The organism is Mycobacterium sp. 1165178.9 (genome assembly GCF_001673555.1).
Lineage (GTDB): Bacteria > Actinomycetota > Actinomycetes > Mycobacteriales > Mycobacteriaceae > Mycobacterium.
Window position 1 is genome coordinate 1 of sequence record NZ_LZMB01000341.1, and the last position, 19401, is coordinate 19401.

Consider the following 19401-nt stretch of genomic DNA (forward strand, 5'->3'; position numbering starts at 1 on the left):
CCGACTCGACGGTGTCGAACGCCTCGCCGGCGTTCTCCGGGCCGAGGTTGATCATGCCCTTGAGGTCACCGCCGGCGAAGAAGGTCTTCTTCGCGCTGGTGATGACCACGCCAGTGATCGAATCCTTTTCGGCGGCAAGGCGTTCCACAGCGTTGTGCATGGACTCGCTGTAGTGCTCGTTCATCACGTTGGCCGACCCGGTGGGGTCGTCCAGGGTCAGCGTGACGATGCCGTCGGCGTCCTTATCCCACTGAATGGTGTTCTCTGCCATGGTCTTAAACCCTCTCGATGATGGTGGCGACACCCATGCCGCCGCCGATGCACAGCGTGACCAGGGCGCGACGCGCGTTGCGGCGCTCGAGCTCATCGACCATGGTGCCGGTGATCATGGCGCCCGTGGCGCCCAGCGGGTGGCCCATCGCGATGGCGCCACCGTTGACGTTGAGCTTCTCGTCCGGGATGTTGAGGTCCTTCTGGAACTTCAAGACCACCGACGCGAACGCCTCGTTGAGCTCGAACAGGTCGATGTCGTCGATCGTCAGGCCCGCGCGGTCGAGCACCTTGCGCGTGGCCGGGGTCGGGCCGGTGAGCATGATGACCGGGTCCGAGCCGCTGGTGGCGGTGGCCACGATGCGCGCCCGCGGGGTCAGGCCCTGCGACTTGCCGGCCGCTTCCGAGCCGACCAGCACCAGGGCTGCGCCGTCGACGATGCCCGAGCTGTTGCCGCCGGTGTGGACGTGGTTGATCTTCTCGACATAGTGGTATTTGGTCAGCGCCACGTCGTCGAAGCCGCCCATCTCGCCGATGCCGTCGAACGCGGTCTTCAGCTTGCCCAGGCCCTCCAAGGTGGTGTCGGGCCGCATGTGCTCGTCGTGGTCGAGGATGACCAGACCGTTCTGGTCGCGCACCGGCACGACCGACTTGGCGAAGTAGCCGCCGGACCACGCCGCGGCCGCCTTCTCCTGTGAGCGCAGCGCGTAGCGGTCGACGTCCTCGCGGGAGAAGCCCTCGATGGTGGCGATCAGGTCGGCGCCGATGCCCTGGGGCACGAAGCCGATCTGGTAGTTGGTCTCCGGGTCGGTCGCCCAGGCGCCGCCATCGGAGCCCATCGGGACGCGGCTCATCGACTCGACACCGCCGGCCAGCACCAGGTCGTCCCAACCGGACCGCACCTTCTGCGCGGCGGTGTTGACGGCCTCCAGGCCCGAGGCGCAGAACCGGTTGAGCTGCACACCGCCGGTGGTCTCGGGCAGCCCGGCGGCCAGCACCGCCGTGCGGGCGATGTCACCGCCCTGGTCGCCGACCGGGGACACCACACCCAGGATCATGTCGCTGATCAGGTTCTCGTCGAGGTCGGGGAAACGCCGCCGGAGCTCGTCAACCAGGCCCACGACCAGGTTGAGTGGCTTCACCTCGTTCAGCGAACCGTTGCGCTGCTTGCCCCGCGGGGTGCGGATGGCCTCATAGATAAAAGCTTCTTCGGACATGACGACTTCCTGATCTGGCGAATAGGGTTCGAATCCGTCTTCAAAGACTAGATCCCGCCCCACCCTAACAGGACCCCCCGGCCAACCTGTTGGTTGGCCATAACCGCGCAGCTCCGGGGCACCTTGTGGCAAACGCCGCACGCACCGCCAGCCCTGCGTGCGGCCAGTCGCACGCTCGACGACGAGTATGAGGCTGGACGCACAGTCGGTCCATTCCGTCGCACCCTAAGCTCGACCACCATGACGGTGTCGCGACTGCGCCCCTACGCGACCACGGTGTTCGCCGAAATGTCGGCGCTGGCCGCGCGAATCGGAGCGGTGAATCTTGGCCAGGGGTTCCCCGACGAGGACGGACCCCCGGCGATGCTGAAGGCCGCCCGGGAGGCCATCGCCGACGGCGTCAATCAATACCCACCGGGCATCGGCATCGGACCGCTGCGTCACGCGATCGCCGCCCAACGGCGGCGCCGCTATGGCATTGCATACGACCCCGATACCGAGGTGCTGGTGACGGTGGGGGCGACCGAGGCCATCGCCTCGGCCGTGATCGGCCTGGTCGAACCCGGCTCCGAAGTCCTGCTCATCGAGCCGTTCTACGACTCCTACTCGCCGGTGGTGGCGATGGCCTCAGCCCAGCGGGTGACCGTGCCGCTGGTTCCCCATGGCCGCGGCTTCGCCCTGGACGCCGACGCACTGCGCCGGGCGGTGACGCCACGGACCCGCGCGCTGATCGTCAACTCCCCACACAACCCGACCGGTACGGTGCTGAGCACCGAGGAGTTGGCGGCCATCGCCGAGGTCGCGATCACGGCCGACCTGTTGGTGATCACCGATGAGGTCTACGAACACCTGGTGTTCGACGGGCGGAAGCACGTGCCGCTGGCCGGCTTCGACGGCATGGCCGAGCGGACGATCACCATCTCCAGCGCCGCCAAGATGTTCAACTGCACCGGCTGGAAGATCGGATGGGCTTGCGGCCCAGCGCATCTCGTCGCCGGGATGCGCGCGGCGAAACAGTATCTGAGCTATGTCGGCGGGGCGCCGTTCCAGCCGGCCGTGGCCCTGGCGCTGGAGACCGAGGACGCGTGGGTGGCCGGCCTGCGCGCCACTTTGCAGGCCAGACGCGATCGACTGGCCGCCGGGCTGATCGACGTCGGGTTCGAGGTGCACGACAGCGCCGGCACCTACTTCCTGTGCGCCGATCCGCGTCCGCTGGGCTACGACGACAGCAGCGCGTTCTGCGCTGCTCTCCCGGAAAAGGTTGGAGTCGCCGCGATCCCGATGTCGGCGTTCTGTGACCCGGCCGCAACGCACGGCCCGGCCGATGTGTGGAACCACTTGGTGCGCTTCACCTTCTGCAAACGCGACGACACCCTTGACGAGGCGATCAAGCGACTGGCCGCGCTCAAAAGCGGATGAGCCGGCTAGCCCGCCGCGCCCATCACGCGCTTGCGTAGGCCCTCCAGCGCGGCATGAAGGATTTTCTTGCGGGCCCGGGCGACCCAGAACTCCGGCAGGGGCGCCCACGGCTCGACGGTGATGGTGAATCTCACCCTGGTCTTGTCGTCGCCGAGCCGGCTCAGGTTGTACTCACCATGCTGACCGTGTTGCTGCGCTGTCTTGTTGGCGTCCCACACCATCCAGTCCGGACCCCAGTGATACTCGAGCAATTCGGTGTCGTGGATGCCGGTCACCGAGATCGTGACCTTCACATGATGCGGTCGCCCGTCGGAGTGCTTGTCGACGACCTCGACTCGTTTGTGCACCGACGACCATGACGGCACCGCGTCCATATCGGCGAGCGCCTCCATGATGAGTTCTGGAGGCGCGTCGATGACGATTTCCGACGATGCTTGTATAGCCACCGCCTACAAGTTAACAACAGCACCGCCCGGCGAAGGCTAAAACTGGGAGACGGCGCCGACTATCAGGACTCGGCCGGACGATCGCCGCGGTTCACCAATTCGCACAACCCCTTTACCGCCGCGTCGAGAACACTATCGGCCGCCCGCCGCACGACGAACGCGGGCATGGGCCGGCCGGGCTCGACGGTGATGTCGAAGCGCACCCGAGTCTGGTCGATCCCTTCGGGTTTGAGGGTGTACTCGACGTGCTGCCCATGCTGCTGTGAGGTCCCCTTGGCGTCGTAGACAACCCAATCGGGTCCCCAGTGGTATTCCAGGACCTCTTTGTCGACCAGCCCGAGAATCTTGATGGTGGCTTTGACGTGGTGCGGCCGGCCGTCCGGATACCGATCTATCACTTCGATGTGTTTGTGCAGGGGCGACCACGATGATAGAACGCCGACGTCTGTCAGCGCTCCCATGACCACTTCTGGCGGCGCGTTGACGACGAATTCTCGCGATGCTTTTACGGCCACTGAGGATCAACTTAGCAACGCCGACCGCGATGCGGACCGGTTCGCCGTAAAGGACTTTCTACCAGTCGATTTCGTTGAGCGGCGTGGCCGCCGGCGGAGGCGGTCCGACCGGTCCGGCGGCCGTCCGCGAAAAGCGTGGGGCGGGTGCGGCCTGGTCGACGCCGTGGGCGGTGATGACTGTTGACCTCCCCCGCAGGTGCTCATCCGCGGCGGCCTCGCTCCACGTCAGCACCGGGGTGACGCACGCATCGGTGCCGGAGAAAGTCCGCGCCCATTCGTCACGACTGCGGCTGGCGAATCGTTGGGTGAAGATCTCGCGCATCCGCGGGTAGGACGCTTTGTCGTGCTGGGCGGGCACGTCGTCGGGTGATAGGCCAAGGCCGTCGAGCAGCGCGACGAAGAATTGCGGTTCGATGGCGCCGACGGCGACGTATCGTCCATCGGCGGTCTCGTAGCAGCCGTAGAACGGAGCGCCGCCGTCGAGCAGGAAAGATTGACGTCGGTCCCGCAGTGCGCCAGTGGACTTCATAGTCCACATCATCTGGGCCAGCAGGCTGACCCCGTCGACCATCGCCGCGTCGATCACCTGCCCCTTGCCCGAACGCTCCCGTTCATACAGGGCCGCCGCGATGCCGATCACCACCAGCATCGAGCCGCCGCCGAAGTCGGCGACCAGGTTCAGCGGCGGCATCGGGGGCCGGTCGGCGTAGCCCAGCGCCGACAGCGCACCGGTCTGCGACAGGTAGTTGATGTCGTGACCGGCGGTCGGCGCCAGCGGCCCGTACTGTCCCCACCCGGTCATCCGCGCGTAGATCAGCCGCGGGTTGACTGCCGCGCAGTCGTCCGGCCCGATGCCGAGTCGCTCGCAGGTGCCGGGCCGGAAGCAGTCCAACAGCACGTCGGCCTTGGCAACCAGCTCCAGCAGCGTTTGCGGCTGCGTCTTGACGTCGAGGTCGACGATCCGCTTGCCACGGTGCAACAGATCGCGTTCCTCGGCCGGCATCGTGAGCCCGCCTGTTTGGTGGCGACCCGCTTCGCCCGGCTTCGCCGCGCTCGCGATCGCCCCGCCGCCGGGCCGGCGCACCCGCACCACGTCGGCTCCCAGATCGGCGAGCAGCATTCCCGCGTGCGGCCCCGGTCCGATGCCGCCGAGTTCGATGACTCTCACCCCGGCCAGCGGGCCGCCGCTCACGGCGGCTACTTGCCCTTCTTCACCTGGAGCACCCGCTCGCGAAGCGCCTTCGTCGCCGAATCGATCGTTCCCTTCACGGCGCGCTTGAGCACGAAGCCGGGGAGCGGCACATTCGGGTCCGCGAGAAGCTCGAACTTGACCAGAGTCTCGTCACCTTTCGGCACCAGGGTGTAGCTCCCGTCCTGCGCCTTCTGCTGCGACGAGCTGACCAGTTTCCAGCTCACCACGTTGTCGCCCCACGTGTAGGCGACCACCTGTTCGTCGGTGATCCCGGCGACCTTGACCTTCATCTTCACCTGGCGGGGGCGCCCGTCGTCGCCGGTGTCGAGGATCTCCGCACTCTGGTGCGGTTCCGACCATTCGGGCATCGACTCGAAGTCGGCGATGACGTCCAGAATCTCCTCCGGACTGGCTTCGATGACGATGTCGCGGGATTCTTTGAGTGCCATGGCCCGCACGATACTGGCCTGGCGTCTCACCCGGAACAGATTCGACCGAGCGTACCGTCGTGCCTGTGACTGATGCCGCGACCGATCCCGCATACACCGTCGGTGACTATCTGTTGGACCGCCTCGCCGAGCTCGGCGTCTCGGAGATCTTCGGCGTTCCGGGCGATTACAACCTGGAGTTCCTCGACCACATCATCGCCCACCCCAGCATTCGCTGGGTCGGCAACGCCAACGAGCTGAACGCCGGCTACGCCGCCGACGGGTATGGGCGACTGCGCGGAATGTCGGCTTTGGTAACGACTTTCGGTGTCGGAGAGCTCTCCGCGGCCAACGCGGTCGCGGGCAGTTATGCCGAGCAGGTACCCGTTGTGCATATCGTCGGCGGCCCGTCCAAGGATGCCCAGGGCACGCGCCGGGCGCTGCACCATTCGCTCGGCGACGGTGACTTCGAGCACTTCTTCCGGGTCAGTCGCGAAATCACCTGCGCCCAAGCCAATCTGATGCCCGCGACGGCCCGCCGCGAGATCGACCGGGTGCTGTCCGAGGTGCGCGAGCAGAAGCGCCCCGGATACATCCTGCTGTCCACCGACGTGGCCCGCTTCCCCACCGAACCGCCGGAGGCACCGCTGCCCCGCTACACCGGCGGCACCAGTCCCCGCGCCCTGGCGATGTTCGTCGAGGCCGCGGCCGAACTCATCGGCGGCCACCAACTGACCGTCCTCGCCGACTTGCTGGTGCACCGGCTTCAGGCGATCAAAGAACTCGAGGCGTTGCTGGCGGCCGACGTGGTGCCGCACGCCACGTTGATGTGGGGAAAGAGTCTGCTCGACGAGAGCTCGCCCAACTTCCTGGGCATCTATGCCGGGTCCGCCAGCGCGCCGGCGGTGCGTACCGCGATCGAAGAGGCGCCCGTGCTGGTCACCGCCGGAGTGGTGTTCACCGACATGGTCAGTGGCTTCTTCAGCCAGCGCATCGACCCGGCCCGGACGATCGATGTCGGCCAGTATCAGAGCAGTGTTGCCGGAGAGGTCTTCGCGCCGCTGGAAATGGGTGCCGCGCTCGAGGCGCTGGCCACGATCCTTCTCCGCCGCGGAATCTCGTCGCCACCGGTGGTGTCGCCGCCGGCCGAGCCGCTGCCGCCGCCCCCGCCGCGCGACCAGCCACTCACCCAAAAGATGTTGTGGGACCGCCTTTGTGTGGCCCTCACGCCCGGCAACGTGGTGCTTGCAGACCAGGGCACTTCGTTCTACGGCATGGCCGACCATCGGCTGCCGCAGGGCGTGACCTTCATAGGCCAACCACTGTGGGGCTCAATCGGTTACACGTTGCCCGCCGCCGTCGGCGCGGCGGTGGCACATCCGGACCGCAGGACGGTGTTGCTCATCGGGGATGGTGCCGCGCAGTTGACCGTCCAGGAACTGGGCACCTTTTCGCGTGAGGGTCTGTCCCCCGTCATCGTGGTGGTCAACAACGATGGCTACACCGTGGAACGGGCGATCCACGGCGAGACCGCTCCGTACAACGACATCGTCAATTGGAAGTGGACGGACGTCCCCCGCGCGCTGGGAGTCACCGACCACCTGGCGTTTAGGGTCCAGACCTACGGCGAACTCGATGATGCCCTGACCGCCGCCGCCGAGCAGCAGCACTGCATGGTGTTCGTCGAGGTGATGTTGCCACGGCTCGAAATCCCCAACCTGCTGGTCGAACTCGTCCAACCGACGTCACCGGACGGCAGTCCGCGCCGCTGAGGCATTAGCGCGAATTCGGGGTTCGGTCGGAAGACCGCAGGATGGCCTGCACCGTGCGCCGGCAGCGTCCGCAATCGGCTCCCGCGCCGCAGGCCTGGGCCACTTCCTTCGTGGTCGACGCCCCGCATAACACGGCCTCGGTCACGGTTTGAGTGGTGACCCCGTTACACAGGCAGACGAACACCGGCGAATCCTCAGTCCGCCTCGATGCGCATCATGTCGAAGAATCGGCCGACGAACAGAGGCGGGTAGGCACCGATGCCCGCCCCCGACATCCATTGCGCCGCGGCATCGGGGTGGTCGATCCAGTCCCGCGCGCTGTCTTCGTCGGGGAACTCCTGCAGGATCAGCACTTCGTGATCGTCGTCGAATGCCTGGAATACCCACGTCTTTCGGATGCCGGCCGTGGTGAATCTGTCGATCGCCGTGCTGACTTCGGAGGTCAGCAGGGACACGTCGTTGACGGAGGCGATGGCGGCCACCACGACGCCCGGTGCCGCCGGGGTTTTCGGTGGCTGCGCGATGAACCTGTCGACGATCTCGCCGGCGAAAACCGCGGGAATGTCTTCGACGCCGGCCTCGTCGAACCAATCGAAGAACACCCGGGAGCGCAGCAGCTCCACGATCGGTTCACGGCTGTGAACGCCGATCATCACCAGTACCCGGCCGTGGTCGCGGGTCGAGGTGTAGACCAGCACGTGGTGCGCGCCGATATCGGCTAGGGCGGCCTTATTCCGTTTCAGCAGCGGCCATACCCGCGTGGGATCGGGGACGCGATAGTCCGACGCGATCACCATCGAGTGAATGTCGCCGTTGTTCATCGGAGCTGGTCCTTCATCACTTTCCCCGTCGCGTTGAGTGGGAGTGAATTGAGGAACTCTACCGTGCGCGGCACCTTGAACCCGGCCATACGGTCACGACACCAATCGATCAGTTCGTCGGCACCTACATCGCCCTTGCGGACGACAAACGCTTTTCCGACTTGGCCCAGCCGTTCGTCGGGGACACCGATGACGGCAGCCTGTGCCACCGCCGGGTGGTTGAGCAGGAAACCCTCGATCTCGGCCGGGTAGGCGTTGAAGCCGCCGACGATGAACATGTCCTTTTTGCGGCCGACGATGCGTAGCCGGCCGGTTTCCGTGAAGTCCCCCAGATCTCCGGTGTGCAGCCAGCCATCGGCGTCGATCGCTTGTGCGGTGGCCTCCGGTTCGTCGAGATACCCCCGCATCACTCCGTAGCCCCGGACCAGCACCTCGCCGTCATCGGCGATGCGCACCTCGACCCCCTCGCACGGCACGCCCGCGGTGGTGGCGACATCCTCGAAGGAATCACCCGGCAGGGAGAGGGTGACGTTGCCGGCCTCGGTGAGCCCGTAACCGGTCATCAGCGTCTCGAACGGCAGTTCGTCGTGGATGCGACGCACCAGCTCGACGGGGATGTCGGCGGCGCCGGTCACTCCCGCACGCAATGACGACAGCCTGGACTTGTCGGCCACCGTCAGCAACGAGTGATACAGCGTCGGCGGGCCGGGAAGCATCGTGATGCGTTCGCGTTCAACGAGATCCACCACGGTGTCGACGTCGAATACCGCGACGGGCAGCATCGTGGCACCGCGCAGGAACGACGTGACCAGACCCGCCTTGAGCCCGAAGGTGTGGAAGTACGGGTTGATCTGCAGATAGCGGTCGCCCTCGCGCAAATCCGCGAGTGTCGCCCACTCGTCGTACATGCGCAGCGTTTGACCGTGATTGAGCATCGCGCCTTTGGGGCGCCCGGTCGTGCCCGAGGTGAAGATGATGTCCGAGGTGTCGGTCCCGCTCACCGAACGCTCGAATGGCGAACCGCTGGACAGGAAGTCGGACTTCAGGTCGATCACCGCCACCCCGGCGGGCGCGATGTAATCCTGGCCCAGGAAACCTTTTTGGACCAGGACGGCCTTCACCTTGCTGCGGACGATGATGTCGCCGGCCTCTTCGGCCTTGAACCGCGTGTTGACCGGGACGATCACGCCGCCGGCGGTGAGCAACCCGAACGCCGCGATGATCCACTCGGCCGAGTTGGGTGCCCAGATAGCGACCCGGTCACCCTTTTCGATGCCGAGGCCGGCGAAGGCGCCTGCTGCGCAACGGATTCGCTCGACCGCCTGGGTGAATGTCAAGCGCAGCGGACCGTCGACGATCGCTTCCGCGTCGCCGAAGCGGTCCGCTGCGCTCAGGACCATCTCGGGAATGGTCCGCCACGGTTGATTGGCCGGTTCTCCCCCGCAAGCGGGTGGGGGTACCTCCCGCTTGCGGGGGAGTGCCCCCATCTCAGGCCGCTTGGCGCCCTGCATCGTCACCGCCCGGGTTGCGCTCGGGTCACACCGTGACGAGTCGACCGAGGTTGCCGCCCATGATCTTTGCCTGGTCGTCAACGGACAGGTGCGACAGCGCGTTGACGTAGAAGGTCGGCTCTGCCAGTCCCTCCGGGTGCGGCCAGTCCGAGCCGTACAGCACCCGATCCACGCCGACGAGGTTGACCAAATCGTCGATGCCGTCCTCGAAGAACGGGCTCACGTGGATCCGGTTCTTGACCGTCTCGACGGGGTCGCTCGGGAAAACCTCCGGGGCCTTCCGGAAGACCTCGGCCAGGCCGTCCAGCAACGGGGTCATCCACTTCGAACCGGCCTCGACGATCGCCACCTTCAGCTTCGGGTGACGGTAGAGCGCGCCGTGAATCACCCACGACCCCACCGCATCCTGGATCGGCCGCCACTCGTTGAGGATGCCCATCGCATTGGTTTGGAACGGCAGCATCTCTTGTTCCGCGCCGTCCCATTCGGAGGTGTAGCGCGAATAGCCGCTGTCGCTGGAGTGCATGCCGACCAGCAGGTCGTGCTCGACGACCCGCTCCCAGAACGGGTCGAATTCGGGCACCGCGAACGAACGCGGGCCACGGAAGCCGGGGACCGGCGCCGGGCGGATAAGGATGCAACGCGCACCGCGCTTGACGGCCCACTCCAGTTCCTCGATCGCCTTCTCGACGATCGGCAGGGTGATGACCGGGGTGGTGAAGATCCGGTTCTGGTAGTTGAAGCCCCAGACCTCGTCGAGCCACTCGTTCAGCGCGTGGATCAGGACGTGGACGGCGACCGGGTCGTCGCGCAGCCGTTCCTCGAGCAGGCTGGCCAGCGTCGGGAACATCAAGGTGCGGTCCAGACCCAGCTCGTTCATCTTCTCCAGGCGCGGGCCGGGCTCGAAGAACGCCGGAATTGCGCGCATCGGCTCACCGAACAGCTCGCGCTTGCTCTTGCCGTCCGGGTTGCCGTACTTGAAGTACTCCTCCCAGGCGCCCGGCCGGGCGACGACCTCGAAGGTCGGGTTGGGGATGTAGTTGCTGATCTGGCCGCGGATCGCGATCTTCGTCCGCCCGTTGATCTGGACGTACTGGACGAAGTCCTTGTACTCCTTGGGCAGGAACTTGGTCAGCGCCTCCGGCGGCTCGTACAGGTGGTTATCCGCGTCAAAGATCGGAAACGGGACGTCTTCCCGATGCGATAACTGGCCCATGAAATCCTCCTTCGCAATTTATGAGAATACTATTCTCTACACGAGCGTAATCGCAACGTGGCCCCCCGGATCCCGGTTCGACGTGGTCAGCACGCCACGGAGATTTTGTATGTGGCGGAAGCCGGTTCACCCGGTTTGGCGGTCATGTAGCCGTTGGCGGTGCCGCTGACGGTGAATTTGTCGCCGGTCATGCTGAGGCCGGCGTCCCCGTCGCCGCCCCGGGAGTACATTCCGCTGAAGCCACCCAGGTTCTGGATGTGTACCGATTCCGCCGTCGCCGGTTGCGCACTCTCGTCGATCACGACCTTGGCTCCGGCAAAATCGCTGCCGATGTCGATGGTCCGGGTCCACTCCCTCTGACTGCATTTCACGACGTGGAAACTCCGGTCATTGCCGTTGACGGTCACCGATGCCGTGCTAGCGATTTGGCTTGGTGGTCGCGAGGTGCACGCCCCAACGAATGCAACGGCAAGGACCGCGGCGGCGGCCACGATTCGGTTCCGCATCGAGTCACCTCTATCCTCACGAGCTAAAATTCTTGGGCCTGCAGCGATGATGTTATTCTCGCGAAAAGAGAATGCCAATATCGTGTTCTTGTCGAGGAGCGATAACACATGGTGGACCTGGAGATCGACGCCGGGCTGGCGGTGATCACCATCGATCGCCCGCAGGCACGCAACGCCATCGGTCTGGACACCATGGACCAGCTGGAGAAGGCGCTCGACGCGGCGGAAGGCGCTGAGGCGCTGGTGATCAAGGGCGCCGGGGACAAAGCGTTCGTCTCCGGCGGTGACCTCAAGGAGTTGAGCGCGCTGCGGACCGAGGAGGACGCCGCGGCCATGGCCCGGCGCATGCGGTCCGTCTGCAACCAGCTGGCGGACTTCCCCGCCCCGGTCATCGCCGCCCTCAACGGACACGCGTTCGGCGGCGGCGCCGAAGTCGCTGTCGCCGCCGACATCCGGGTGGCCGCCGACGACATCAAGATCGCCTTCAACCAAGTGCAGCTTGAGATCATGCCGGCGTGGGGCGGAGCCGAGCGGCTAGCCGCGCTGGTCGGAAAGAGCAGGGCGCTGCTGTTGGCCGGCTCGGGAACCGCTCTCACGGCTTTCGACGCCGAACGCATCGGCCTGGTGGACCACGTCGTGCCCCGCGACGTCTTCGACTCGCCCAACGAGGGATGGCGAGCCATTGCGAGGTCGCTGACCCGCCGCCCGGCGACGGAGATAAAGCGCGTAATCCGCGGAGTTTCCCCTGAGGAGGCGATAGCATCCTTCGCACGGCTATGGGTTGCCGACCCGCACTGGCAGGCCGCAGAACGGGTGATGAACCGCAACGACAAACCGCGCCCGGCCTCCGGAGGAGCGTCATGACCACGACGAAGACAGTGATGGGCGTCGGCTCCATCGTGTCGCTGGCTTCTCTATTGGCAGCCGCGGGTTTGCTGGTGGGAAGCGGACGCGCACATGCCGACCCGGTCATGCATCACGTCAGGTACACCGTCTCCGCGCAGAACCCGATCTATACCTCCATCTACTACCTGGACCACCAGCCGGACAAATTTTCCGACTACAGCCACAACCCCTACTCGTTCACACCCCACGTCGACGTCGATCTCGCCCCGGGCAAGCCGTGGGGCTTCGATCTGGACATGTCGGACCCCGACCACTACGCGATGGTCGTGGCGAGCACGGGCACGGAGCCCGGCACGCCGGGCCTTCACTGCGATTTGGCGGTGGACGGAGCCGTCGTCGTATCCAAGGACGGCCCCAAAGGCGTGCTTTGCTCGCTGCGGAACTGGTGAACCACCCAGGTATCCGGTATGCCCTCGATCGGCTGCGGTTCGCCTTCCAGGCGGCGCAAGTAGTTCTCCACTAACTCCAGCGTCTCGGCATGTCCGGCGGACATACCGATGGCCTGCTCGAGTACCAGAAAGCGCGACAGACTGCTCATCAACACCGTCCACACCACCGGTGGGATGTCGATGTCTTGGCCTTGGTCTTGGATTCTGGAGCCGTAGCGCTCCAGCGCCGTCGCCACCGCTTGGCGCTGCTCTTCGCGGAAACGTTCTGCGTAATAAGCGATTTCGGCCCGCATCTCCTTGCGGTGATTGGCCAGCGCCATGAATTCCATGGAGATCCGCGTGAAGGCGGGGTCGGTGCCGAATCGCCACAGCGCCCACAGCGGCTGCGGCAACTTCAGCATTTGCGCGTGCACTTCGAGCGCTTCTTCCGCCCGGCGACGGAAGACTTCCAGGAACAGCTCCTCCATGGTGCGGAAGTAGTAGTGCACCAGCTGAGGCTTCAGCCCGGCCTTGTTCGCGAGGCGGCGCGACGTGACCGCGGCATAGCCCTCCTCGAGCATCAGCCGCTCGGCGGCATCAAGCAACAAGACGCGGTTTTTCGCGTCCGGCGCCCCGATTCTGCGGGCCGATGTCATGTCCCTGCTCCGTACTGTGTGCCATCCCGTGCCGACCACACGGATCGTATCGTGGCGCGGCGTTGCGACCTTGACCCTGACATTACCGCCATGCTAAGCAGGTGCTCAGCACATTTTCGATCTCGAAATCGGGCGGCGGTATACCTTGCCGCCGAATACCGCCGGTACACCCAGCCCAGGGAGACGCAATCCGATGAGCACCTTCGACTCGATCGACTTCTTCACCGATCCGTCACTGGTCCCAGATCCGCACCCTTACTTCGACTACCTCCGCAGCCAAAACCCGGTGCTGCGCCTGCCGCACTACGGGGTCATCGCCGTCACCGGCTACGACGAAGCCTGCGAGATCTATAAGGACCCGGATACCTTCTCCAACATCGTCGCCCTGGGTGGGCCCTTCCCGCCGCTACCGTTCACGCCCGAAGGCGAAGACATCAGCCCGCAGATCGATGCGCACCGCAGCTCCTTTCCGATGAACGAGCACATGGTCACCATGGACCCGCCCGATCACACCAAGGCCCGGTCGGTACTCGCCAAGCTGCTGACCCCGAGCCGGCTGAAGCAGAACGAGGAGTTCATGTGGCGCCTGGCCGACCGTCAGCTCGACGAGTTCCTCGGCCTCGGTGAGTGCGAGTTCATCGCCGAATATTCCAAACCGTTCGCCACCTTGGTGATCGCCGACCTGCTCGGTGTGCCGGAATCCGACCACAAGGAGTTCCGCAAGGTCTTGGGCGCCGATCGCCCCGAAGCGCGGGTGGGTGCCCTGGACCACGAGTCGGTGGGCATCAACCCGCTGGAGTGGCTCGACGACAAGTTCTGTAACTACATCGAGGATCGCCGCCGCGAGCCCCGCGGCGACGTGCTGACCTTCCTGGCGGAAGCGAAGTACCCGGACGGATCGACACCCCCGGTGATCGAGGTCGTCCGCTCGGCGACCTTCCTCTTCGCCGCCGGACAGGAGACCACGGCGAAGCTGCTCAGCGCGGCCCTGCAAGTTCTGGGTGACCGGCCGGACATCCAGCAGCAGTTGCGCGACGACCGCAGCCTGATTCCTGGGTTCATCGAGGAATCACTGCGGATGGACAGCCCCGTCAAGAGCGACTCGCGGCTGGCCCGCAAAGCGACCACGATCGGTGGTGTCGACATCCCGGCGGGCACCGTGGTGATGATCCTGCCGGGCGCCGCCAACCGCGACCCCCGCCGGTTCGAGAACCCGCACGAATTCGACTTGCGCCGCAAGAACGTTCGCGAACACATGGCCTTCGCCCGTGGGGTGCATTCGTGCCCCGGCGGTCCGCTCGCCCGCGTCGAGGGGCGTGTCTCGATCGAGCGAATCCTGGACCGGATGCCGCATATCGAAATCAACGAGACCCATCACGGGCCGGCCGCCGATCGTCGTTACACCTACGAGCCGACCTACATCCTGCGGGGCCTGAGCGAACTGCACCTCACGTTCACCACCGCGGACGCGATCGCGCCGGTGGCCTAGGAACTCTCCGCTGGCGAGGGCTACCGAACCTGCAATCCGACGAAGTAGCTGCCCAGTAAGACGGCGGCGATCAGCACCACCCACGCGTCGGTGAGTCGGCAGAGCAGGACCGGGGCGTCTCGCACCTCCATGAACTCGCGAAAAATGATGCGCACCTTGATAAGCGCGATGACGATGACGCTCGACGTCACCACCGCGCTCGACTTCAGCAGTCCGCCGGCAGAGTGATCTATCCACAGGTAAGCCAGCGTCAGCCCGGCCAAGATCACCCAGACGAACAGCAACCTCTTGTTGAACTTCACTGCCTCACCTCACCACGTAAAGCAGCGCAAAGATGAGCACCCACAGGAAATCGACGGTGTGCCAATACGTTGCGCCGGTTTCGATGATTTCCTGGGAGCGCCGCGCCGGATTCCAAAGTTGATAGACGATGACGCCCAGGACGACGAAGCCGATCAGCAGGTGAACGAAGTGGATCCCGGTGAGGAAGAAGTAGTACATGAAGAAGTCATTGCGGTCTATGCCATTTCCCGCTTGGACCAAGCGCGCCCACTCAAACACCTTGAAGAACAGGAACACGACGGCGAATCCTGCGGTGATGAAGGCGTCCCTGAGACCCGCGCGGTAAGCGCCGGCGCGTGCCGACTGAACACACCGCGCGACCGACCATGAGCTGAGCAACAACACCAAGGTGTTGAAGACCCCGACGCGAAGGTCGAGGTGCGCCTGCGAGTGCAGGAAAAGCTCGGGATTGCGTCCCCGTGCGAACAGGTAGAAGGCGAAATACCCCGTGAAGACCAGGGTTTCGAACAACACGAAGGCCCACATGTCGGGCTGACCCGGCACGGCCCTGACGCGTCCGCTCTTTTCGGCGAGGTCTGTCATTGCGCAACCGCCTTCTTTCGCGGCAGGTCCGGCATCGGTCCGGTACCGAAGTCTTCGCGTCGGATCATCTGAAACAGCATGACAATAAACGTGACTTGGTAAACCCCGAAGACGACCATGTCTAGCCACCAAGCGATCTCGCCGTCCCACGCGAACACGCCGCGCCGGAAGATCCAGCAGGGCGCCACGACCACCTCGGTCAGCGCGTTGCATAGGTTGAGATAACCGAACCACTTTGGGAACACGCGGTTCTTGTCCAGCAGGATCGCCACCATCCAGATCAGCGAGCCGATCAGAAACACCCCCATGGTTCCGTCGAAGGATAAGAAGGCGAAGTCATAAAGCCATCCGATCAGTTGGGGGTTGCGGTCCGGTCGCAGCACCCCGACGATCAGCGCGACGTTGAGCAGTAACATGCCGGGAACCGCGGCGAGCGAGTAGATCACGAGATACGAGTAGCCGAAGGCGCGGCTGACCGACATGCGCCGCATGGAATACGCGATGAGGGCGTTGTTGACCGCGGTCATGCCGCTGATGGCGAAGATCACCCCGAAGCCGACGGGTATGCCGAGGTGACGTTCGGAGAACCAGTGGGCCTGCGTCGCTAGGTCCCACGTGGGCTCCGGCGGAGGTTGTACTTGCGCCACGATGAAGAACATCGGGAAGAAGAGGCCGTAGAACACCATGAGCACCGCCCACGCCAACCACAGCTCTCGCTTCGGGTCGCGCCGGAGGTGCCAACCGACTCGGTGATGCAGAGGTCCCGAAGGGGGCGTCGCCGGGGCCGACGCCGGTGTGATCACCGCGCTCATGCGGTGACCAGTTCCTCTGGGCGGTTACGGTTCTCGGCACGCTCGCGATAAACGGCTTGTCCCAACACCACACCCATCACGACGATCCAGAGCGCAATAGCGACGTTTTTCACCCAAAACGACAGCAAGCCGTCCCAGGCCAGCGGGCCGGTCAACGACACGCCGACGAACGCCGCCGGCACCAGCGCGGCCCCCACGAGAAGATTGAAAAGTGCCACCCAACGGTGGAACACCGGGCGGGACGGGTCATCGAAATAGATTGCCAGTGCCAAGATTACGCACTGCCCGATGAAAAACGGGACCAGGATGGTGAAGGTGACCCAGGCGAGATCGTTGAGCAGCTGGGTCAGTTCGGGGCTGCGCTCCGGGCGAAAAGCGGCCAGCAGCCAGCAGACGTTGGCCACGAGAAACAGCGTCGGACCGCCGGCCGCACATCCGAGCATGGCGTAGGAAAATATCGGTGTCCGGTGCGCCATGCGGCGAATCTGCAGCACGATCAGGGCCAGTATCGGCACGAGGCACACCCCGAACCAGTTGAACAAGATCATGCTGGAACGGATCTGCGGAATGCGCCCCGGATCGCGGTAGAACGCGGCCACCTGCTCCGCCGGCATGGTGGGTGACATCGGCGGATTGAATCCCGGGAACAGGAAGAAGCAGACGATCCAGAGGATCAGCGCGACCGGCAATGTCCAGAGCAGGATCAATTCGCCGTCGGTGCGTCGCGACGCGGTCCGCGCGGATTGGCGACCACCCGCATCATTTGCGCCGACGTCGGACATCGGTACTCCTTCCGCATGAATTCGCGGGTAGAAACCCGGCTTGTGAGCGAAGCTAGCCGATCGGCTAGCCAGGGTCAATAGCGTCGTCTAGTCTCGGTGCGTGGGAACTGCACGGCAGCGGGTCACCGATGAGCAATTCTGGCTCATCGAGCACAGCCCGGCGCGGACGCGGGTGCTCGATGCCGCGTTGGACCTGATCGCCACACACGGTGTCAGCGGTACATCACTGCAGATGATCGCCGACGCGGTCGGTATCACGAAAGCCGCTGTCTACCATCAATTTCGGACTAAGGAGCAGATCGTCATCGCTGTGACCGAGCGCGAACTCGGCCGGCTCGAGCCGGCCCTTGAGGCGGCCGAAGCATACGACGACGGGCCCCAAGCGCGAGATGCCTTGCTAGTAGGCGTGATCGAGATGGCCGTGCGCGACCGTCGGTTGGTGCGCACGCTGCAGTTCGACCCCGTCGTCGTCCGATTACTGGCCGAGCACAAGCCGTTTCAACTCTTCATGGACCGTCTGTACCAGGTGCTGCTGAGCGATGCGGGTCTGGACGGGCGGATCGAGGCCGCCATGTTCTCCGGCGCCCTCAGCACCGCTGTCATGCATCCGCTGGTTGCCGACATCGACGACGAAACCCTGCTCGATCGGGTTACCGATCTGAGCCGACGCCTGCTCGGTCTGCCTCGAAAACCTTTCGGGTGACGGCTACGTGTCGGCGCGGACCCAGCTCGCTATGCCGTCGTGAGCAATACAGATCAGGAACAGGCCGTCCGGCGCCTGCGCGACATAGTTCAAATAGTTCGGACATTCGGCATTTTCGTCCTTGACCCCCGCCATCGGAGGTGAGCGGAACCATCGAGGCTGGTATCTCCGCGGCGAGCCGCAGAACATCAGCCGTCCAGGCTCCGAGGCGAAGGAAACGTATCCGTCGGCGACACCGAACGCGTAGTAGCTGGTGTTGTCACACGGCGCACCCAGAACCTGATGGGGCATGATGCCCGGCGTGCAGGCGGGGTAGTCACAGACAGTCGGCCCGGCCGAAGCGGGCGGCGCCGCCACCACTCCGGCGCCGAGCAACGCAGCAACTAGGGCCACGATCGATCGCACCCGATAACTCTGCCACATCCGAAAAGAAAATTCTCCTGGTTGGAGAAGATCACCCGAACCGACCATGGTGCGGTGCCGGCTCACCCCGACCCTGTCCGCCTCGCTGTCTGACGGGCTAGCATTTCCGCATGTGAGGGCCACAATTGGAGCGGCGGGACGACGCCGTTGAGGCAAGACCGAAGTGATAAGCTCGTTCTCCGTGCACGATCCGGAGGCGCCTGGCGCCGACCAATGTGATGATCCGGCGGAAGTAACCGATTCCGCCCCATCAAGGGTCGGCCCGTACGCCATAGCACCCAGCTCGGAAGCGGATGCAGAAGACGAAGTTGTCCGGGCCGAAGCGCGCGCCGAAGCGGCTCGAGAACGCCTCACAAGGCTGCGCGAGACAGCGGAAACCGGGGACGCCGCCTCTTCCGAGGGCGGCGAGAAGCGCCCCGCGACGTCGACCCGGAAACGACTACGGTTGCCGCGGCGTCCTGGGCGGCCACGGTGGCTCCGCCGCCCAGGGCGGCAAACAGTAGCCGCCAGCATCGGCATCGTGCTCTTCTCAACTTCTCTCGGAGCTAGCGGCTACATGCTGTGGCAGCACCACATAGCGGTGCATAATCGCCAGCTCGCCGCTGAGTTCAGTGCGGCTGCGCGGCAAGGGATCACGGCATTTATGTCGATTGACCCCGCCCACGCCAAGGAGGATGTCCAGCGCACGATCGATGCCTCCACAGGCGACCAGAAGAATCAGCTAGCTGTGCTGTCGACCCTGATAGTCAACAAGGCCGAGGAGACGAAGGTCGGCACCAAGGTCACCGTCGAAGCCGTTGCCGTCCAGTCGTTGAGCGAGAATTCGGGAGTCGTGCTCGTGGCGGCGAAAACCGATCCGATTGGGCCGGATAACGCCAAACCGCCCCCGGCCTTGTTCCGGCTCAGCGTCAATATGGACCGCGACGGCGGCCAGCTCAAGATGTCGAAAGTTGATTTCCTGCGATGACTGTCGAACACGGCTCGTCGCTGGACGGCACCGAAAATACGACCGGCGACGCGGAGACTTCACCCGCCGACGACGGGACGCCGCCCACCAGCGAGGG

24 protein-coding genes are annotated in these 19401 nt (G+C 64.9%); 7 read left to right on the plus strand and 17 right to left on the minus strand.

The window, feature by feature from the left end; translation table 11 throughout:
• Together A5652_RS14760 and A5652_RS14765 are read right to left on the minus strand one after the other, a co-directional pair.
• Positions 1-271, minus strand: a 271-nt coding sequence (locus tag A5652_RS14760; protein WP_197513961.1) for an enoyl-CoA hydratase/isomerase family protein, incomplete at its 3' end; no start/stop codon positions are given.
• A 4-nt stretch (positions 272-275) separates the two neighbouring features.
• Positions 276-1487, minus strand: a complete 1212-nt coding sequence (locus A5652_RS14765; protein ID WP_067352530.1) for an acetyl-CoA C-acetyltransferase — start codon at positions 1485-1487, stop codon at positions 276-278.
• A gap of 240 nt (positions 1488-1727) precedes the next feature.
• On the opposite strand from A5652_RS14765, the gene A5652_RS14770 reads away from it, so the two are divergent.
• Entirely contained in the window at positions 1728-2906 is a 1179-nt protein-coding gene (locus A5652_RS14770; RefSeq protein ID WP_067352534.1) for a pyridoxal phosphate-dependent aminotransferase, read from the plus strand.
• Between the two features lie 5 nt (positions 2907-2911).
• Here the strand turns inward: A5652_RS14770 and A5652_RS14775 are convergent, their stop codons facing one another.
• The 4 genes from A5652_RS14775 to A5652_RS14790 all read right to left on the minus strand — a co-directional run bounded on the left by A5652_RS14775 (position 2912) and on the right by A5652_RS14790 (position 5508).
• On the minus strand, positions 2912-3352 hold the full coding sequence (locus A5652_RS14775; protein WP_082983908.1) for an SRPBCC family protein: 441 nt from the start codon (positions 3350-3352) through the stop codon (positions 2912-2914).
• Between the two features lie 62 nt (positions 3353-3414).
• Positions 3415-3867: an SRPBCC family protein gene (locus A5652_RS14780; RefSeq protein WP_067352540.1), complete on the minus strand. Its 453-nt coding sequence runs from the start codon at positions 3865-3867 to the stop codon at positions 3415-3417.
• Between the two features lie 58 nt (positions 3868-3925).
• Positions 3926-5059, minus strand: coding sequence for a CaiB/BaiF CoA-transferase family protein (locus tag A5652_RS14785; RefSeq protein WP_067352543.1), 1134 nt, complete (start codon positions 5057-5059; stop codon positions 3926-3928).
• Positions 5060-5064: 5 nt separating this feature from the next.
• Entirely contained in the window at positions 5065-5508 is a 444-nt protein-coding gene (locus A5652_RS14790; RefSeq protein WP_067352594.1) for an SRPBCC family protein, read from the minus strand.
• A gap of 65 nt (positions 5509-5573) precedes the next feature.
• Here A5652_RS14790 and A5652_RS14795 point away from each other — a divergent pair, with 65 nt between their 5' ends.
• Entirely contained in the window at positions 5574-7259 is a 1686-nt protein-coding gene (locus A5652_RS14795) for an alpha-keto acid decarboxylase family protein (protein WP_067352547.1), read from the plus strand.
• A gap of 4 nt (positions 7260-7263) precedes the next feature.
• Here the strand turns inward: A5652_RS14795 and A5652_RS14800 are convergent, their stop codons facing one another.
• From A5652_RS14800 to A5652_RS14820, 5 genes are all read right to left on the minus strand, one after another.
• On the minus strand, positions 7264-7443 hold the full coding sequence (locus A5652_RS14800; protein ID WP_067352550.1) for a bacterioferritin-associated ferredoxin: 180 nt from the start codon (positions 7441-7443) through the stop codon (positions 7264-7266).
• 10 nt (positions 7444-7453) lie between these two features.
• A complete protein-coding gene (locus A5652_RS14805) occupies positions 7454-8080 on the minus strand; it encodes a fatty-acid--CoA ligase (protein WP_067352553.1) in 627 nt (208 codons plus the stop codon).
• The gene (locus A5652_RS14810) at positions 8077-9480 is read right to left on the minus strand and encodes a FadD3 family acyl-CoA ligase (RefSeq protein ID WP_067352556.1); all 1404 of its coding nucleotides are present in this window, start codon (positions 9478-9480) and stop codon (positions 8077-8079) included. The genes A5652_RS14805 and A5652_RS14810 overlap by 4 nt, the downstream gene beginning before the upstream one ends.
• Positions 9481-9616: 136 nt before the next feature.
• On the minus strand, positions 9617-10807 hold the full coding sequence (locus tag A5652_RS14815; RefSeq protein ID WP_067352559.1) for an amidohydrolase family protein: 1191 nt from the start codon (positions 10805-10807) through the stop codon (positions 9617-9619).
• 86 nt (positions 10808-10893) lie between these two features.
• Complete coding sequence (locus A5652_RS14820) at positions 10894-11313, minus strand: lipoprotein LpqH (RefSeq protein ID WP_067352563.1); 420 nt, start codon at positions 11311-11313, stop codon at positions 10894-10896.
• Between the two features lie 108 nt (positions 11314-11421).
• On the opposite strand from A5652_RS14820, the gene A5652_RS14825 reads away from it, so the two are divergent.
• Both A5652_RS14825 and A5652_RS14830 read left to right on the plus strand, forming a co-directional pair.
• Positions 11422-12177, plus strand: a complete 756-nt coding sequence (locus tag A5652_RS14825) for an enoyl-CoA hydratase/isomerase family protein (RefSeq protein WP_067352565.1) — start codon at positions 11422-11424, stop codon at positions 12175-12177.
• Positions 12178-12245: 68 nt separating this feature from the next.
• Positions 12246-12608 (plus strand): hypothetical protein, encoded by a 363-nt coding sequence (locus A5652_RS14830; protein WP_082983910.1) that lies wholly within the window; start codon positions 12246-12248, stop codon positions 12606-12608.
• On the opposite strand, the gene A5652_RS14835 is transcribed toward A5652_RS14830, so the two are convergent.
• Positions 12524-13243 carry a TetR/AcrR family transcriptional regulator gene (locus A5652_RS14835; RefSeq protein WP_067352571.1) on the minus strand — a complete coding sequence of 240 codons (720 nt, stop codon included), beginning with the start codon at positions 13241-13243 and terminating at the stop codon, positions 12524-12526. The genes A5652_RS14830 and A5652_RS14835 overlap by 85 nt on opposite strands.
• A gap of 193 nt (positions 13244-13436) precedes the next feature.
• On the opposite strand from A5652_RS14835, the gene A5652_RS14840 reads away from it, so the two are divergent.
• Positions 13437-14732 (plus strand): cytochrome P450, encoded by a 1296-nt coding sequence (locus A5652_RS14840; RefSeq protein WP_067352574.1) that lies wholly within the window; start codon positions 13437-13439, stop codon positions 14730-14732.
• Positions 14733-14752: 20 nt separating this feature from the next.
• Here the strand turns inward: A5652_RS14840 and A5652_RS14845 are convergent, their stop codons facing one another.
• Genes A5652_RS14845 through A5652_RS14860 form a run of 4 tightly spaced genes read right to left on the minus strand, consistent with a single transcriptional unit; the run spans position 14753 to position 17211 of the window.
• Positions 14753-15034, minus strand: a complete 282-nt coding sequence (locus tag A5652_RS14845) for a cytochrome C oxidase subunit IV family protein (protein ID WP_067352576.1) — start codon at positions 15032-15034, stop codon at positions 14753-14755.
• Between the two features lie 4 nt (positions 15035-15038).
• Positions 15039-15617 (minus strand): cytochrome c oxidase subunit 3 family protein, encoded by a 579-nt coding sequence (locus tag A5652_RS14850; protein ID WP_067352579.1) that lies wholly within the window; start codon positions 15615-15617, stop codon positions 15039-15041.
• Entirely contained in the window at positions 15614-16429 is an 816-nt protein-coding gene (locus A5652_RS14855; protein ID WP_067352582.1) for a hypothetical protein, read from the minus strand. Before A5652_RS14855 ends, A5652_RS14850 begins: the two co-directional genes overlap by 4 nt.
• On the minus strand, positions 16426-17211 hold the full coding sequence (locus A5652_RS14860; RefSeq protein ID WP_067352585.1) for a hypothetical protein: 786 nt from the start codon (positions 17209-17211) through the stop codon (positions 16426-16428). The genes A5652_RS14855 and A5652_RS14860 overlap by 4 nt, the downstream gene beginning before the upstream one ends.
• Before the next feature lie 100 nt (positions 17212-17311).
• Between A5652_RS14860 and A5652_RS14865 the strand changes: the two genes are divergently transcribed.
• Entirely contained in the window at positions 17312-17914 is a 603-nt protein-coding gene (locus tag A5652_RS14865) for a TetR/AcrR family transcriptional regulator (RefSeq protein WP_067352589.1), read from the plus strand.
• A 3-nt stretch (positions 17915-17917) separates the two neighbouring features.
• On the opposite strand, the gene A5652_RS14870 is transcribed toward A5652_RS14865, so the two are convergent.
• On the minus strand, positions 17918-18337 hold the full coding sequence (locus tag A5652_RS14870) for a hypothetical protein (protein ID WP_197513962.1): 420 nt from the start codon (positions 18335-18337) through the stop codon (positions 17918-17920).
• Between the two features lie 181 nt (positions 18338-18518).
• On the opposite strand from A5652_RS14870, the gene A5652_RS14875 reads away from it, so the two are divergent.
• Positions 18519-19304, plus strand: coding sequence for a hypothetical protein (locus tag A5652_RS14875; protein WP_067352603.1), 786 nt, complete (start codon positions 18519-18521; stop codon positions 19302-19304).
• Positions 19305-19401: the final 97 nt, after the last annotated feature.

Excerpts from the sequence above, each read along its gene's own strand:
- A5652_RS14765 (WP_067352530.1), bottom strand. The coding sequence starts at position 1,487 with ATGTCCGAAGAAGCTTTTATCTATGAGGCCATCCGCACCCCGCGGGGC.
- A5652_RS14770 (WP_067352534.1), top strand. The coding sequence starts at position 1,728 with ATGACGGTGTCGCGACTGCGCCCCTACGCGACCACGGTGTTCGCCGAA.
- A5652_RS14790 (WP_067352594.1), bottom strand. The coding sequence starts at position 5,508 with ATGGCACTCAAAGAATCCCGCGACATCGTCATCGAAGCCAGTCCGGAG.
- A5652_RS14805 (WP_067352553.1), bottom strand. The coding sequence starts at position 8,080 with ATGAACAACGGCGACATTCACTCGATGGTGATCGCGTCGGACTATCGC.
- A5652_RS14810 (WP_067352556.1), bottom strand. The coding sequence starts at position 9,480 with ATGGTCCTGAGCGCAGCGGACCGCTTCGGCGACGCGGAAGCGATCGTC.
- A5652_RS14815 (WP_067352559.1), bottom strand. The coding sequence starts at position 10,807 with ATGGGCCAGTTATCGCATCGGGAAGACGTCCCGTTTCCGATCTTTGAC.
- A5652_RS14820 (WP_067352563.1), bottom strand. The coding sequence starts at position 11,313 with ATGCGGAACCGAATCGTGGCCGCCGCCGCGGTCCTTGCCGTTGCATTC.
- A5652_RS14825 (WP_067352565.1), top strand. The coding sequence starts at position 11,422 with ATGGTGGACCTGGAGATCGACGCCGGGCTGGCGGTGATCACCATCGAT.
- A5652_RS14835 (WP_067352571.1), bottom strand. The coding sequence starts at position 13,243 with ATGACATCGGCCCGCAGAATCGGGGCGCCGGACGCGAAAAACCGCGTC.
- A5652_RS14840 (WP_067352574.1), top strand. The coding sequence starts at position 13,437 with ATGAGCACCTTCGACTCGATCGACTTCTTCACCGATCCGTCACTGGTC.
- A5652_RS14850 (WP_067352579.1), bottom strand. The coding sequence starts at position 15,617 with ATGACAGACCTCGCCGAAAAGAGCGGACGCGTCAGGGCCGTGCCGGGT.
- A5652_RS14855 (WP_067352582.1), bottom strand. The coding sequence starts at position 16,429 with ATGAGCGCGGTGATCACACCGGCGTCGGCCCCGGCGACGCCCCCTTCG.
- A5652_RS14860 (WP_067352585.1), bottom strand. The coding sequence starts at position 17,211 with ATGTCCGACGTCGGCGCAAATGATGCGGGTGGTCGCCAATCCGCGCGG.
- A5652_RS14870 (WP_197513962.1), bottom strand. The coding sequence starts at position 18,337 with ATGTGGCAGAGTTATCGGGTGCGATCGATCGTGGCCCTAGTTGCTGCG.